At 56.4% G+C, this 14,478-nt stretch carries 14 protein-coding genes; 5 read left to right on the top strand and 9 right to left on the bottom strand.

Features of this window, described 5'->3' with window-relative positions; all coding sequences use genetic code 11:
* Positions 1–92 precede the first annotated feature (92 nt).
* The 3 genes from RHM59_RS03800 to galU form a co-directional block, all read right to left on the bottom strand.
* On the bottom strand, positions 93–3,734 hold the full coding sequence (locus RHM59_RS03800; RefSeq protein ID WP_322164524.1) for a GAF domain-containing protein: 3,642 nt from the start codon (positions 3,732–3,734) through the stop codon (positions 93–95).
* An 84-nt stretch (positions 3,735–3,818) separates the two neighbouring features.
* Entirely contained in the window at positions 3,819–5,177 is a 1,359-nt protein-coding gene (gorA, locus tag RHM59_RS03795; protein WP_322164525.1) for a glutathione-disulfide reductase, read from the bottom strand.
* A 119-nt stretch (positions 5,178–5,296) separates the two neighbouring features.
* Positions 5,297–6,136 carry a UTP--glucose-1-phosphate uridylyltransferase GalU gene (gene galU, locus RHM59_RS03790; protein ID WP_322170957.1) on the bottom strand — a complete coding sequence of 280 codons (840 nt, stop codon included), beginning with the start codon at positions 6,134–6,136 and terminating at the stop codon, positions 5,297–5,299.
* Positions 6,137–6,428: 292 nt separating this feature from the next.
* Between galU and RHM59_RS03785 the strand changes: the two genes are divergently transcribed.
* Both RHM59_RS03785 and RHM59_RS03780 read left to right on the top strand, forming a co-directional pair.
* A complete protein-coding gene (locus RHM59_RS03785; RefSeq protein ID WP_322164526.1) occupies positions 6,429–6,620 on the top strand; it encodes a hypothetical protein in 192 nt (63 codons plus the stop codon).
* Positions 6,621–6,732: 112 nt separating this feature from the next.
* Positions 6,733–7,014, top strand: coding sequence for a hypothetical protein (locus RHM59_RS03780; RefSeq protein WP_322164527.1), 282 nt, complete (start codon positions 6,733–6,735; stop codon positions 7,012–7,014).
* Positions 7,015–7,091: 77 nt separating this feature from the next.
* Here the strand turns inward: RHM59_RS03780 and RHM59_RS03775 are convergent, their stop codons facing one another.
* Both RHM59_RS03775 and RHM59_RS03770 read right to left on the bottom strand, forming a co-directional pair.
* Positions 7,092–7,322: a hypothetical protein gene (locus RHM59_RS03775; RefSeq protein WP_322164528.1), complete on the bottom strand. Its 231-nt coding sequence runs from the start codon at positions 7,320–7,322 to the stop codon at positions 7,092–7,094.
* Positions 7,323–7,357: 35 nt separating this feature from the next.
* Positions 7,358–7,711: a hypothetical protein gene (locus RHM59_RS03770; protein WP_322164529.1), complete on the bottom strand. Its 354-nt coding sequence runs from the start codon at positions 7,709–7,711 to the stop codon at positions 7,358–7,360.
* 164 nt (positions 7,712–7,875) lie between these two features.
* On the opposite strand from RHM59_RS03770, the gene RHM59_RS03765 reads away from it, so the two are divergent.
* From RHM59_RS03765 to alkB, 3 genes are all read left to right on the top strand, one after another.
* A complete protein-coding gene (locus RHM59_RS03765; protein WP_322285983.1) occupies positions 7,876–8,181 on the top strand; it encodes a DUF1883 domain-containing protein in 306 nt (101 codons plus the stop codon).
* A 35-nt stretch (positions 8,182–8,216) separates the two neighbouring features.
* Positions 8,217–8,396, top strand: coding sequence for a hypothetical protein (locus RHM59_RS03760; protein ID WP_322164531.1), 180 nt, complete (start codon positions 8,217–8,219; stop codon positions 8,394–8,396).
* 125 nt (positions 8,397–8,521) lie between these two features.
* Entirely contained in the window at positions 8,522–9,202 is a 681-nt protein-coding gene (gene alkB / locus RHM59_RS03755; protein WP_322164532.1) for a DNA oxidative demethylase AlkB, read from the top strand.
* A 15-nt stretch (positions 9,203–9,217) separates the two neighbouring features.
* On the opposite strand, the gene RHM59_RS03750 is transcribed toward alkB, so the two are convergent.
* The 4 genes from RHM59_RS03750 to gnd all read right to left on the bottom strand — a co-directional run bounded on the left by RHM59_RS03750 (position 9,218) and on the right by gnd (position 14,457).
* Entirely contained in the window at positions 9,218–11,041 is a 1,824-nt protein-coding gene (locus RHM59_RS03750; RefSeq protein ID WP_322164533.1) for a glycoside hydrolase family 15 protein, read from the bottom strand.
* Positions 11,042–11,135: 94 nt separating this feature from the next.
* A complete protein-coding gene (locus tag RHM59_RS03745) occupies positions 11,136–11,954 on the bottom strand; it encodes an HAD family hydrolase (protein WP_322285982.1) in 819 nt (272 codons plus the stop codon).
* Positions 11,951–13,480 (bottom strand): glucose-6-phosphate dehydrogenase, encoded by a 1,530-nt coding sequence (gene zwf / locus RHM59_RS03740; RefSeq protein ID WP_322285981.1) that lies wholly within the window; start codon positions 13,478–13,480, stop codon positions 11,951–11,953. The genes RHM59_RS03745 and zwf overlap by 4 nt, the downstream gene beginning before the upstream one ends.
* Entirely contained in the window at positions 13,480–14,457 is a 978-nt protein-coding gene (gene gnd / locus RHM59_RS03735) for a phosphogluconate dehydrogenase (NAD(+)-dependent, decarboxylating) (protein WP_322285980.1), read from the bottom strand. The genes zwf and gnd overlap by 1 nt, the downstream gene beginning before the upstream one ends.
* Positions 14,458–14,478 lie beyond the last annotated feature (21 nt).

The raw sequence follows: 14,478 nt of genomic DNA, 5'->3' as shown, positions 1-14,478 counted from the left end.
CTGCACAGACTTCTGTAGGAGCTGCCGAAGGCTGCGATAAGTCCAAAGGACCCTCGCCAACACGTTGGCTCCTACAGAAAATCCGACCGATCTTATTCGGGAAGCCTTTCATCGGGCACACACCGCGTGTCGCCGATCATCGACCGTACTTTCAGCGCCAACTCATCGACACTGAAGGGCTTGGTCAGTATGTCCATACCAGGATCGAGCAGCTCAGCCCGCACTTCAGCGTTTCGCGCGTAACCGGTCATGAACAACACGGGCAAGTCCGGACGGAATTGCCGAGCCATTTCCGCCAGCTGGCGACCGTTAAGCCCCGGCAACCCTACGTCACTGATCAGCAGATCGATACGCTCCGCACTTTGCAGTACCGGCAGCGCAGTCTTGCTGTCACCGGCTTCAAGCGTCGAATAACCGAGTTCGCGCAGCACGTCGATTACCAGAAGGCGCACCGCGACCTCGTCTTCGACCACCAGCACTTGCTCGCCCCTCACTGCCCGGGGAGCGCTGAGACTCTCTGGCTCCGCGATATGGCGCGCCCCTTGCTCGAGATGGCAAGGAAGATACAGCTGAATCCGGGTGCCTTCTTGGACCACGCTTTCGATCTGTACGTGGCCGCCGGTTTGTTTGACGAATCCATAGACCATCGACAGCCCCAAACCCGTACCCTGCCCAATCGGCTTGGTAGTGAAGAACGGATCAAATGCTCGCCGGATGACCTCAGGCGACATGCCAAAACCACTGTCTTCGACGCTGAGCAGAACATACTCGCCCGGAGCCATGGCTTCCCGCTGAATATCAACATGAACCACCGTGGAACTGACCGTCAGACGACCACCCTCAGGCATGGCGTCGCGGGCATTGATTACCAGATTCAACAACGCACTTTCCAGCTGATGCTCATCGGTATTGGCTTGCCACAACCGGGGTTGAAGGTCGATGCACAGTTCGATGCTCTCGCCGAGGGTGCGTCGCAGCAATTCCTCCATCGACATCACCATCTGGTTAACGTCCACGGCTTGAGGGTTAAGCGACTGACGCCGGGCAAACGCCAGCAGTCGATGGGTCAAGGACGCCGCGCGATTGGCCGAGGTCATTGCGGCGTTGATATAGCGATCCACCTCCGCCACGCGTCCTGCTGCGACGCGCCGTTGAATCAAATCCAGCGCACCCAACACACCGGTGAGCATGTTATTGAAGTCATGGGCAATGCCGCCGGTGAGTTGACCGATGGCGTCCATTTTTTGCGCATGCCGCAACGCCTCTTCGGCACTTTCGCGCTCGGACATCTCAACTTGCAGCAACTCGTTGATCGTGACCATCTCGCGAGTCCGCTCAGCCACTCGCCGCTCGAGGCTGTCATTGAGCTCACGCAAGGCTTCTTCGGCGTTAACCTGAGCGGTGATGTCGGTGTGGGTTCCCAGCCAATGCGTGACATGACCCAAACCGTCTCGAATGGGCAGCGCCCGAGACAGAAACCAGCTGTAGTTACCATCCCTGCCTCGCATGGGAAACGTATCTTCCCACACCGACCCGGTCGCGAAGCAATGCTTGACCCGCGCAGTGACTCGGTCAAAGTGCGCAGGGTCGTGAACCGAGCGCCAGCCCAACGCCAACATCGCTTCCAGCGAAGTGCCGGTATAGTCATACCAACGCTTGTTGTACCAATAGATTTTGCCGGACGGCTCGGCGGTCCAGGCCAACTGACTCATGTTGTCGGCCAAGGTGCGAAATTGCAGCTCGCTATCGCGCAGTGCCCGCTCGGCACGTGAACGCTCCATGGCAACCCAGCTGCGTTCGGCAACATCACGAACAAAACTGACTTCTTCGTCGCTCCAAATGCGCGGCTGCACACCGTGCAACATCAATAATGTGGTGATAACACCCTGTTCGAGCAGCGGGATGTTGATCAGCGTTCGCATGCCACGCGCCTGGCATTCACCGTCGCCTTGGGCGGTACGCGCATCCAGCTGAGTGTCGTTGATGACCACGCCCTCGCCACGGCGCATCGCGTCAAATAACGCGCCGAAACTATTGAGGCTGTAAACACCAACAAGGCTTGGAACTGCCCCCAGCACCCAATCACGTTTAATGACAATGCTGTCTTGTTCAAGGTCAACAGTGGCAAACGCGACGCGCTCAATCCCCAGTGTCATGCCCAAAATTCTGGCCGCGGCCTGTCGGATCTCCGTACAACCGGTTTTTTCGCGTAATTGATCACCCAGGATCAACAACGCCGCCTGAAAGCGCTCGGCACATGCACGCTCAACGATCTGGCTTTCCAATACCGCATTGATTCGGCGGAGATTTTCTTCACCGTTGCGTTCGAGCGTAATGTCTCGCGCGGTCCCAATCAAACGCACAGTACCGTCGCGCTCTTGCATCCGCCGCCCACGGATCGTCAGCCAGCTCGGCAAGCCATCGACACGCGGATGAACTCGAAAATCGAGGCTGATTTCGCCGGTAGAGCGAGCGCTCAGTGCTTGCGCGACAGCCTGCACCAAGGCGCTTCGATCCTCGACGTGGACGGCGACCAGAAAATCTTCGACCGTTGGATCGAGCTGCTCAGGCGACAGCTCGGCAATCATTCGCGCTTGGCTATCAAAGTGCAGTTGATTGCGGCTGATGGTGTACTCCCAGACACCCACGGCAGCGATGGAGTTCGCCAACTTGACCCGCTGCTCGGCTTCCAACAGGGCGTTGCGCGCTTTGGCTCGCTCATCCGCCGCCTGGGTGCGCTCCACCACTTCACGTACGAGAGCAATGTCTTCGGGCGACCACTGTCGCGGCTGCTCCGAGCTTATATAAAGCAGTGCATTGAAACCCAAGTCATCGCCCAAGGGCGCAATCAATATGCTGCGAACGTTGTAATCGGCGTAACGCTGTGCGGCAGCGGCCGTACGCGGGTCACTGCACACATCCTCAACGGCGATCAACTCGCCTTGAGTCAAGCGCTCGAACAAACCTTCGCCATATTCGTCAATTTGATGAAAGCCACGACTGCTGCGCGCCGAGCTTTTTAGCCATTCGCTCTCAATGGTCAATAAGCCCTGCGCGTCGAAGCGACCATGACCTATACGCTGGATTTCCAGAGTCGAGCCCAAGCTCTCGCCCAGATTGAACACCACATCTTCAGCGCGCACCGCGTCGTGCAAGCGATCGCTGAGCTGCAGCAAAAACGCCTGGCGCGCTTGTTGCTGCCGGTGGCGAACCTCGCTTTCACGTTGAGTGACCAGTGCACGGCGCAGCTCCAACTGACTGACCACCTGACTCGCCAATGTCGCCAGGGCGGCTATCTGCCGTTCGGACAGATGCCGGGGGCGCACATCGAGCACACACAACGCGCCCAACGGTCCATAGGGCGAAACCAATAAGGCGCTGGCATAAAATCGTAACCGGGCACCCCCAGCAACCTGCGGATGCTTGGCAAACCGGGGATCGGCCGACAGATCTTCAATGATCATGCCGTCCGCCTGCTGAATGGCATGGGCACACAACGAATACTCGAGGGGTTGATCGCCCTCTGCCAGACCGAATTGTGCCAAGGACCATTGCCGATCAACGTCGATCAGGTTGATCTGCGCCATGGGCGCATCGCACAGATACGCCGCAAGGCTGGCAAGCTCTTCAAATGTTCGCTCTGGGGGCGTGTCAAGTATGTCCAGCCGCGCAAGGGCGGTAAGCCGATCCTGCTCACACCAAGGCAGTGACGTCCAAACGTTTTGGTTGTTCAAGAAATGGGCCCGCGTCCTATAAATTTCTTATTTATGCCTCGACCCACTTCCCTGTGATCTAGTGATGCTCGGTTGGCCGCTGAATCAGCTGCCAACCGGTGTGCGCAGCGTGACAAACTCTTCGGCTGCGGTCGGATGCACGCCAATCGTGTCGTCAAAAATCTGCTTGGTTGCGCCCGCCTTCAACGCAATCGCTAGGCCTTGGATGATTTCACCTGCCTCTGGCCCGACCATATGACAACCGAGCACCCGATCTGTATCAGCATCGACCACCAACTTCATCAGCGTGCGCTCTTGATCCTGGGTAAGCGACAACTTCATGGGGCGGAAGCGGCTTTCGAATACCACCACCGTGTGACCAGCTTTCTTAGCGTCTTCTTCGGTCAAACCCACCGTGCCAATGTTCGGCAGGCTGAAAACCGCCGTTGGGATATGACGATAGTCCACCGGCCGATACTGCTCTGGCTTGAACAGCCGGCGCGCCAACGCCGTGCCTTCAGCCAGCGCTACCGGAGTCAACTGCACACCGCCAATGATGTCGCCCAGTGCCAGAATAGACGGTTCGCTGGTTTGATAAAGCTCATCGACTTCGATGAAGCCAGCCTTGTTCAGTTTTACCTGAACGTTTTCGAGACCGAGGTTGTCCAGCATAGGTCGACGGCCCGTCGCGTAGAACACGCAATCGGTGGTCAGCAGCCGACCGTCTTTAAGGACCACATGCAAGCTGCCATCGTCATTTTTGTCGATACGTTCGATGTCTGAGTTGAATTGCAGATCAATGCCGCGCTTCACCAATTCCTGTTTCAGATGAACCCGAACCGCATCATCAAAACCACGCAGGAACAGCTCGCCGCGATACAGCTGGGTCACGTCGGCCCCTAAACCATTGAAAATCGACGCAAACTCAACCGCAATATAACCGCCACCGACGACCATAATACGTTTAGGGAGCTTATTGAGGAAAAATGCATCCTGGGACGTAATCGCCAGATCACTGCCCGGAAATTCCGGAACCTGCGGCCAGCCGCCAGTCGCAATCAAAATGTGTTCTGCGCTGTAAGTCTGGCCATTGACTTGGACCCGATGCGGATCTACCAGCTTAGCGTGGCCTTCATGCAGGGTCACCCCGCTGTTGGTCAACAAGCTGCGATAGATCTCGTTAAGACGGTGAATCTCACGATCTTTGTTGCTGATCAGGGTCGCCCAATCGAACTCAGCCTCACCGGCTGACCAACCGTAGCTTTTGGCTTGCTCGAAGTCTTCGGAGAAATGCGCCCCGTACACCAGGAATTTTTTCGGCACGCAGCCGACATTAACGCACGTGCCGCCCAGATAGCGGCTCTCGGCAATCGCCACTCGGCCGCCATAACCCGCAGCAAAACGTGCCGCCCGTACACCGCCGGAACCGGCACCAATCACAAAAAGGTCAAAGTCGTAGGCCATTGCTGTCTCCTTAGCAGGTGCACAGCATAACCGCTTCGGCGAGCGGGGTCAGTGCTGACAGCCAGAAACGACAAAGCCACCCAACGGTGGCTTTGTCCTACAACCAAACGGGCAATGACTCAGTAAGCTTTGCCGGTTTTGTAGAAGTTTTCGAAACAGAAGTTGGTCGCGTCTATGTAGCCTTCGGCGCCGCCACAGTCGAAACGCTGGCCTTTGAATTTGTAGGCGAGGACGTTGCCCTCTTCCGCCATTTTCATCAGTGCATCGGTGATCTGAATTTCGCCGCCTTTACCGGGCGGGGTGTCTTCAATCATTTTGAAGATGTCCGGCGTCAAAATATAACGACCGATGATCGCCAGGTTGGACGGTGCGTCTTCAGGCTTGGGTTTTTCAACCATGTGGCTGACACGGTAAAGGCCCGGGTGGATTTCTTCGCCAGCGATGACACCGTACTTCTGAGTTTCGTCCGCCGGTACTTCCTGGATGGCGACGATGCAGCAACGGTATTTGTTGTACAGCTTGACCATCTGGGTCAGAACGCCGTCACCGTCGAGGTTTACGCAAAGGTCATCCGCCAGTACCACGGCGAAGGGTTCGTCACCGATCAAAGGACGGCCGCTGAGAATCGCGTGACCCAAGCCTTTCATTTCAGTTTGGCGAGTGTAGGAAAAGCTGCACTCGTCCAGGATTCGACGAATACCCACCAAGTATTTTTCTTTGTCGGTGCCTTTGATTTGATGCTCAAGCTCGTAACTGATATCGAAGTGGTCTTCTAATGCACGTTTGCCACGACCCGTCACGATGGAGATTTCTTTCAAGCCAGCATCAAGTGCTTCTTCCACGCCATACTGAATCAGCGGTTTGTTGACCACTGGCAGCATTTCCTTGGGCATGGCTTTTGTTGCAGGCAAAAAGCGCGTGCCGTATCCGGCTGCTGGGAACAAGCATTTCTTGATCACATTCTGGCTCATATAATTCCCTAATAAAAAAGGCGGTGGCTATTGCGGCGCAGTCTAATCAGGCACAGAGCACCTTACAATGCCCTTACTGGCCATCCTATGCCTTGATAGAGAGATTTACGCCACGATAGTTCCGTCGCGTGGAGATTGCCCTCGTCTGAGAGCAGCAGTAATAACGCCTATTTAGCCTCACCAAGCCTAGCTGAACGCACCTGACTGTGCGGGAATAATGTGCAGCTTACGAGCAGGCGCTCTATCATGTGCCGCTTGAACCATTCAGCGAGAGAGACCGATGTCGGAAGTGAAAAATGTTAACGGTTACTTGATCAACAAACTTCAAGATGGCCAGTGGTGGGTATCGGATGCCAGCGGCGAAGCGATCGCCGGCCCGTTTGCCTCGGAAAGCGCAGCCATTGAGGTGGCCGCTGTCTTGCAAGACCAACCCAAGGCTCATTCTCGTCGGCGCTCCGGGCCTAAAACCTGAAAAACAACACAGCGACGAACGCACAACGATTACGTCATCGCAGGGTCGAACCGTTCAGCCATGACGTCTGGTAACTCACTCCCATCCGCCCTTATTACGAAGCACGAAAATCATGAACAAACTTTTGCTGGTTGTCGCGGTATTGGGAATCGCCGGTTGCGCTACAGCCTCTAACACCTACCTGAACAACGGCCAGCAAGGCGTTAGCATTGATTGCTCAGGCGAGGCGATGTCATGGGACAGCTGCTACCAAAAAGCAGACGCCTCTTGCCCCAACAAGGGCTACAACATTGTTGCAACCAACGGCACCCCACAACCCAAGGAAAGCGATAAGACCCTCGGGGTTGATGTCGGCAACTTCAAAAGCCGCAGCCTAGTGGTGATGTGCAAATAACTAAAAGAATGGCAGAACACTGAGTGTTGCGTGTTGCGGGTGAAGTTTGCGAACCGCCCGCTTAGACGCAACCACTGCTAAAGATGGATTTCGGCAAACTTGATTCCCAACCCTCGGACTATCACCACCAGATCATCCAGCTGAGTGAAAGATTCGACCTCATCGCCGTCATCCACCAGAAAAAAACTTCTGCCCTCGCTCTTCTTGAAAAAAACAATCCACTCGCCGACTACTGCCGGATTTTGAATAATGTGCGTCGCCGAAATTTGGCCTTCGGCATGCCGTTGCTTTACCACTTCGCGTTTCATTGCTGCTCCATCAATTAGGTTGTGCGGCACATTTATCAACCCGAGATGCAGGCAGTCGCGGCGTTTTGCACATCTTTGGGCCGTATTGGCACATTGGACAGATGCTCATACAGCTTGATTGAGCTGCCGTTGTTGCTACGGCTCTCAATCAATACTACCGCAGCAGGGTCGGAATTGAAGTTCTGCGAAATGATCATGCGCAAACCGTCATGATGCGGCTCAACCAGTGGCGGTTTGCGGCTACCGGCAAGTTTGTGGACCAAGCAGTCAGCATAACTCTGAGGGCTTTTGCCGGAAATTACGCTCAGGGTCGGAGGGGTACGCTCAATCTCGGCAACCGTCGCGCAGCCAGTCATCGCAAGTGTCAAAACCACCACAGCTATTTTCATACAATCGCTCCACTAAAAGACCTACGACACGCTTGTGACCGAATAGATCCCTGTTTAGGCACTTTTATCGGGTATAAACGCAATAAAACCACTCGCGGCGGATAAATGCCGTCGCGCCCATGCTATCGTTTTGATTTTGCAGAAAAAGCCTTTTTGGAGACACCATGAAATTTGTACATCAGCGCGAACACCTCAACGAAGACGACCTCGTCGTCATCGAGTGTTCCCAGCTCTGTAACATTCGCTTGATGAATGACGCCAATTTTCGCAGCTTCAAAAACGGTGGTCGTCATACCTATCATGGCGGCGCATTCGACCGGTTCCCGGCAAAAATAGCAGCGCCAAGCACCGGCTTCTGGAACATCACCATCGATACGTCTGGCCGTAAAGCCGACACCGGTGGTGGCCGCAAACCCGCATTCACTCACACCATCAAAATCGTTCGTCGCTCGGCTACACGGCTGAGCTGACACGTATAAATAGCGCCTGAAGAAAGGAGCCGCTTGTGAGCACCCCCACTGCCACCACCAAATATGCGATTAGCTACAAACTCAACGGTGAACGTCGATTCGAGTTCGCCCAGTTACACGCAGAGTCATCAGAAGAAGCGACCGCGACCCTTGAAAAGATGCACAGCGGCAGCGGCGATAAAGTGACTGACGTAAAAGTCAGCAAAGCACTCTAACCCCTGCATCCCGGGATTCGACCACAGGTTTCGGGCTTTTACCAGACCACCGTGGGCGCCGAGGCAGCCACTGACATCAGTCGTGGCCAGGCAGCGGACGTAACACCGTTCGTGGAGAGATTGAAATGCTCAAGCGCAGCGGCTCTGAACCCGGCACATTGGATTTATTTGCCGACGACGTTACTCAAGCGCCGCGCACCGAGCAAATCGGCCCACAATCATTTGTCTTGAGGGGCTTCGCACTGCCGCTGATTGAACGCGTGCTACCCGCCCTGCAACACGTCCTCGAACAATCCCCTTTCAGGCACATGATGACCCCCGGCGGGTTCACCATGTCGGTTGCCTTGAGCAACTGCGGCACCCTTGGCTGGGTCACTGATCGCAACGGTTATCGCTATACCCGAATCGATCCAGAGACCGGCAAGCCATGGCCTGTTTTACCGGACGTATTCATGCAGCTGGCCCAGTCTGCAGCAACAGAATGTGGTTTTGCCGGTTTCACCCCCGACGCCTGCCTGATCAATCGCTATGTTCCCGGTGCGAAGATGTCCCTGCACCAGGACAAAAACGAACGTGGTTACCAATGGCCCGTTGTTTCGGTGTCATTAGGCATCGCCGCGAGCTTCTTGTTTGGTGGACTCGACCGTAGCGACAAAACCCAGCGCGTGTCGCTTTTCCATGGCGATGTCGTGGTGTGGGGTGGTGAAGACCGACTTCGCTATCACGGTGTGCTGCCGCTCAAACAGGCCGACCACCCCTTGCTGGGTGAACAACGCATCAACTTCACCTTTCGCAAAGCTGAATAACCCTCCGCAACGGGCTTAGCCCACGGTTGCATCGCTGTGACCACTGGCCCTGGATACCGCCGGGCATGCCGAGCGATGCAGATTGAGCGCTGTATTAATGATCCCGATATGACTGAATGCCTGGGGGAAATTACCCAGCATCCGTTTTTCCCTCGGGTCATATTGCTCAGCGAGCAGACCCACATCGTTGCACAGCCCACATAACCGCTCGAACAATGCCTCTGCATCGTCATAACGCCCCAACAGGACGTAAACGTCGGCCAGCCAGAACGAACACACGAGGAATGTCCCTTCATGACCCGAAACACCATCCACGGTACGGTCGGCGTCATAGCGCAACAGTAAACCGTCCTCCACCAGCGCCTTTTCGATAGCGGCCACGGTACCCACGACCCTTGGATCGGCAGCCGGCAAGAAGCCGGTCAGGGCAATCTGCAACAAGCTTGCGTCCAAGGACGTTGAGCCATACGTCTGTACAAAACTGCCGAGCTGGGTATCAAAGCCGTTGAGGCAAACATCAGCATGAATCTCGTTGGCGATGGTCCGGTAATGGAACGCCAAGGCAAGGTCTTCATCGTTTTCCGCGGACTGCTCAGCGAGGTGCGCATTTCGGTCGAAGGCCACCCAAGCCATGACTTTGGAATGGGTAAAATGCTGCGGCTCGGAGCGAATTTCCCAAATGCCTTTGTCCGGAAGGTGCCAGACCTTTTCCAGAAACGGCATGATCACCTTGATGATCGCTGCACTGCGAGGGGGCCTTGGCAGCCCACCTTTGGCGGCTTGGACCATGGCGTCGGCCACTTCTCCGAAGACATCCAATTGCACCTGTGTGGCCGCCGCATTGCCGATACGCACCGGGGCCGAGTTTTCGTAGCCGGTCAGCCAGGGCAGTTCATATTCGGGCAATCTTCGTTCGCCACCCAGCCCGTACATAATCTGAATCTGTTCCGGGTTGCCCGCCACTGCGCGCAACAGCCAGGCTCGCCATGCCTCTGCCTCCTCGTAGTACCCAAGGTTCATGAGCGCCAACAAGGTCATGGTTGCATCGCGCAGCCAGCAAAAACGGTAATCCCAGTTACGTTCGCCGCCCAGCTGTTCCGGCAACGACGTCGTGACGGCCGCGACAATCCCGCCAGTAGGTTCATACGTCAGTGCTTTAAGGGTAATCAGCGAGCGTTTGACCTGCGCCGACCACTGCCCTACTTCTGGACAGCGGCTGGAAAACTTTAGCCAGAAATGCTCGGTGTTCTTCAGCGCCGCTTCGCCGTCGATGCCGGCATGCACGGGGTGATTCGACGTCTGATGGCTGAGCACAAACACCTTGCGCTGGCCGGTCTCGACCGAAAAGTGACTGCCGGTGTGATGGTCGAAAGCATGGAGCTCAACCGGTGTATGCAGAATCAGCATTTCTGGACCGGCAATTGCCGTCAGCGTGTACTCGTCTTTCATTTCGACCCACGGCACGCTGCTGCCGTAGTCGAAGCGTATGGCCAGGTCCATGCCAAATTCGACGCGGCCCTCAAGACCCACCACGATGCGCACCACGCTACTGCCCACCTCAGTGGGCATGAATTCAATCAGCATGGCGCGCCCGGCGTTGGTCTCAAACACAGTTTCGAGGATCAGCGTACCTTCGCGATAGCGTCTTTCGGAGCGAGTGACCACATCCGACGGCGCGATTTTCCAGCGACCGTTGCTGCTTTCGCCCAGCAGCGCAGCAAAGCATGCGGGGGAATCAAACCGAGGGAAACATAACCAATCCAGTGAACCGTCCTTGGCGACCAGCGCGGCAGTCTTGCAGTTGCCGAGCAATGCGTAGTCTTCAATTAGTGCGGCCATTGGTAAGTATCCGAAAATGTCAGTGAATGAGTTTTCGAACAGGCCCCGCTCCCGGAGGCCTGCAGGGTGGTGCATGGTGTTTAGCGGTGTACGTTTAGCGCGGCAAAATATAGCGCCTAATGGCTGTCGCCACACCGTCCTCTAAATTACTGCCTGTCACGTAATCGGCCTGGCTGCGAACACTTTCATCGCCCTGCCCCATAGCAATCGACAACCCGGCGACATGGAACATCGCCACGTCATTGCTACCGTCACCAATAGCGGCAGTCTGGCTCAGTTGCACCCCCAGAAATTCGGCGAGGGTCACCAGCGCGTTGCCTTTGTTGGCTTCCACGGCATTGACGTCCAAGTAGTACGACTGCGACCGCGACGCTAATGCCAAGCCGTCAATCTGCGGATTGAGCTGTGCCTCAAGGTCTTTCAACAGTTGGTGATTGGCGCTGGCGGCGACGATTTTGTCGATCCGATCCAGATATGGCTCGAAACTGGAGACCACGATGGGGTCGTAACCCAGTGTCTTGCGCTCATGGTCGACCAACGCCCCATTGAGATCGCGCAACAACCATTGGTCATCGGCGAAGACCCACACCGAGCAATCCTGGCCAGTAAACATCGCCAGGCTCGCACTCGCCGCTGCCCGTGGAATACGGTGGGCTGACAACACCCGGCCATCGGGATGAGTGATCAAGCCGCCGTTAAACGCCACGGTTGGCAAATCAATCCCCAAGGCTTCGATCTGCTGGCGCATGGCCCTGGGAGGACGACTGCTGGCCAAGGTAAAGCGAATGCCCGCAGCGCGCAGTTGTTTGATCGCGTCGGCGTTGGCCTGGCTCAAGCTGTGGTCGGGACGTAGCAAGGTGCCGTCGATGTCGGACAGCAAAAACTGGATGAGGGGTTGCGCGGGGTCGCTCATCCGATAGTGCGCCATTCAAAGCCGTCGCGCGCCAGTAGCTCATCGGCAGCAGCGGGGCCTTCTTCGCCCGCCTTGTACTGCTCGACGTTGGGGTGCTTGGCCCAGGCATCCAGAAACGGTTGCACGGCGCGCCAGCCGTTTTCGATGTTATCGGCCCGTTGAAACAAGGTTTGGTCGCCGGCCAAGCAGTCGTAGATCAGGGTTTCGTAACCGGTCGACGGCAGCATCTCGAAGAAGTCTTTGTAAGCAAACCCCAGCTCGATGTCGACGATGTCCAATGTAGGCCCTGGTCGCTTAGCCTGCAGGTCGAACGACATGCCCTCGTTCGGTTGAATCTGGATCTTCAGATAGTTGGGCTTTGGCTGCTCAACGTCCGTATCGCGAAACTGCGCGTAAGGCGCAGGTTTGAAGCAGATCGCAATTTCAGTGTCACGGGCACTCAAGCGCTTGCCGGTACGCAGGTAGAACGGCACGCCGACCCAGCGCCAATTGTCGATCATCACTTTTAACGCGACGTAGGTTTCCGTGGTGCTGTCCGGCGCGACGTTGGGCTCTTCCCGATACCCGGCGACACTTTGGTCGCCCACCGTGCTTTCTGCGTACTGACCGCGTACCGAGTTGGCCAACGCCTCTTCTTGCGTCCACGGGCGAATCGCGCCAATGACTTTGGCTTTTTCGCCGCGCACCGCATCGGCGCCGAACGCGGCCGGTGGTTCCATGGCCACCATGGCCAGCAACTGAAACAAGTGGTTGGGCACCATGTCTCGCAATGCACCGGTACGCTCGTAAAAACTGCCTCGGGTTTCAACGCCCACGGTTTCTGCGGCAGTGATCTGAATGTGGTCGATGTAATGGTTGTTCCAGAACGATTCGAACAAGCCGTTAGAAAAACGGCTGACCATAATGTTCTGCACGGTCTCTTTGCCCAAGTAGTGGTCGATCCGGTAAATCTGCTTCTCAGCCATCACCTTTAGCAGGCAAGCATTGAGACCTACCGCGCTCGGCAAGTCGGACCCGAACGGTTTTTCGATCACGACGCGCCGGAAGCTGTCGTCACTCTCGACCAGCAACCCCGACGAGCCCAGACGCTTGGCCACTTCGCTGAAAAAGCGGGGTGCTGTAGCGAGGTAAAAGATTGCGTTACCCGAGCCGGTGGTTTTGATTTTTTCGCCAATGTCGCTGTAAGTCGAATCGTCGAGAAAATCACCCTGCACATAGCTGATACGGCTGGCCAGATCGCTCCACAAGGCAGGGTCCAGCGGTTCGGCTCCGCCTTCGGCGACTTTGCTGGCCGCTTCCTGGCGAATGAAGTCTTCGAGTTTTTTTGCAAAATCAGCGTCGCTAATCGCGTTATGGTCAACGCCAACAATGTGAACGCCGTTGCCCAGAAGACCATCACGGCTGAGGTTATACAGCGCAGGCATCAGCAAGCGTTTGACCAAATCACCGTGGGCGCCGAACAGAAACAACGTGGCCGGCGGGGCAACTTTCGGCGCTTGATTGGAGGTGGCTCGCGACAGACCCATTATTTTGGTCCCTCTTTGTGGCCGCCAAAACCGAAACGCATGGCAGACAGCATTTTATCGCCGTAGGTGCTTTCCTGCCGTGAGCGAAAACGCGCGAACAATGCGCTAGACAGTACCGGCACCGGCACTGATTGCTCCATGGCCGCATCAATGGTCCAGCGACCTTCACCACTGTCGGCCACATTGCCGGAGTAAGCATTGAGCTGCGGATCAGTGGCCAGCGCGTCGGCAGTCAGGTCCAGCAACCATGAGGACACGACGCTACCCCGACGCCAGACTTCAGCAATATCGGCAACATTGAGGTCGAAGCGCTGCTCAGGCGGCAAGTGGTCGGAGTTTTTCATCTTGAGGATGTCGAACCCTTCGGCAAACGCCTGCATCATCCCGTACTCGATGCCGTTGTGGATCATCTTCACGAAATGCCCGGAACCCGCAGGGCCGGCATGAATGTAACCCCGCTCGGCACGGTCGTCGGCCGCGTTGCGGTCTTTGGTGCGCTCAATGGAGCCATAGCCGGGAGCCAAGCTGTCGAACAGCGGATCCAGGCGTTTAACCACGTCGACATCGCCGCCGATCATCATGCAGTAACCGCGTTCCAAGCCCCACACGCCGCCTGACGTCCCGACATCGACATAGTGCAGTTGTTTCTGGGTGAGCGCCTGGGAGCGACGAATATCGTCTTTATAGAAGCTGTTGCCGCCATCAATGATCACATCGCCCGGCTCCAGCAGCTCACTCAAGGCATTGACCGTGTCTTCGGTGGGAGCGCCCGCCGGGAGCATGACCCACACCGCCCGGGGTTTTTCCAAGCCCGCGACCAGCGCAGCGAGGTCAACAACGGCGGTGGAACCTTCCTTAGCCATTACGGCACGAGCGCTCTCATCGCGGTCGTAAACGACCGTAGTATGGCCATTAAGCATCAACCGTCTTGCGATATTGCCGCCCATGCGGCCCAGTCCAATAATCCCAAGTTGCATGTGGGGTGCTCCTTAATACGA

Source organism: Pseudomonas sp. MH10, from assembly GCF_034353045.1.
Lineage (GTDB): Bacteria > Pseudomonadota > Gammaproteobacteria > Pseudomonadales > Pseudomonadaceae > Aquipseudomonas.
Note: the sequence above shows the minus strand (reverse complement) of the source record. Positions and strands in the feature narration are given on the sequence as shown.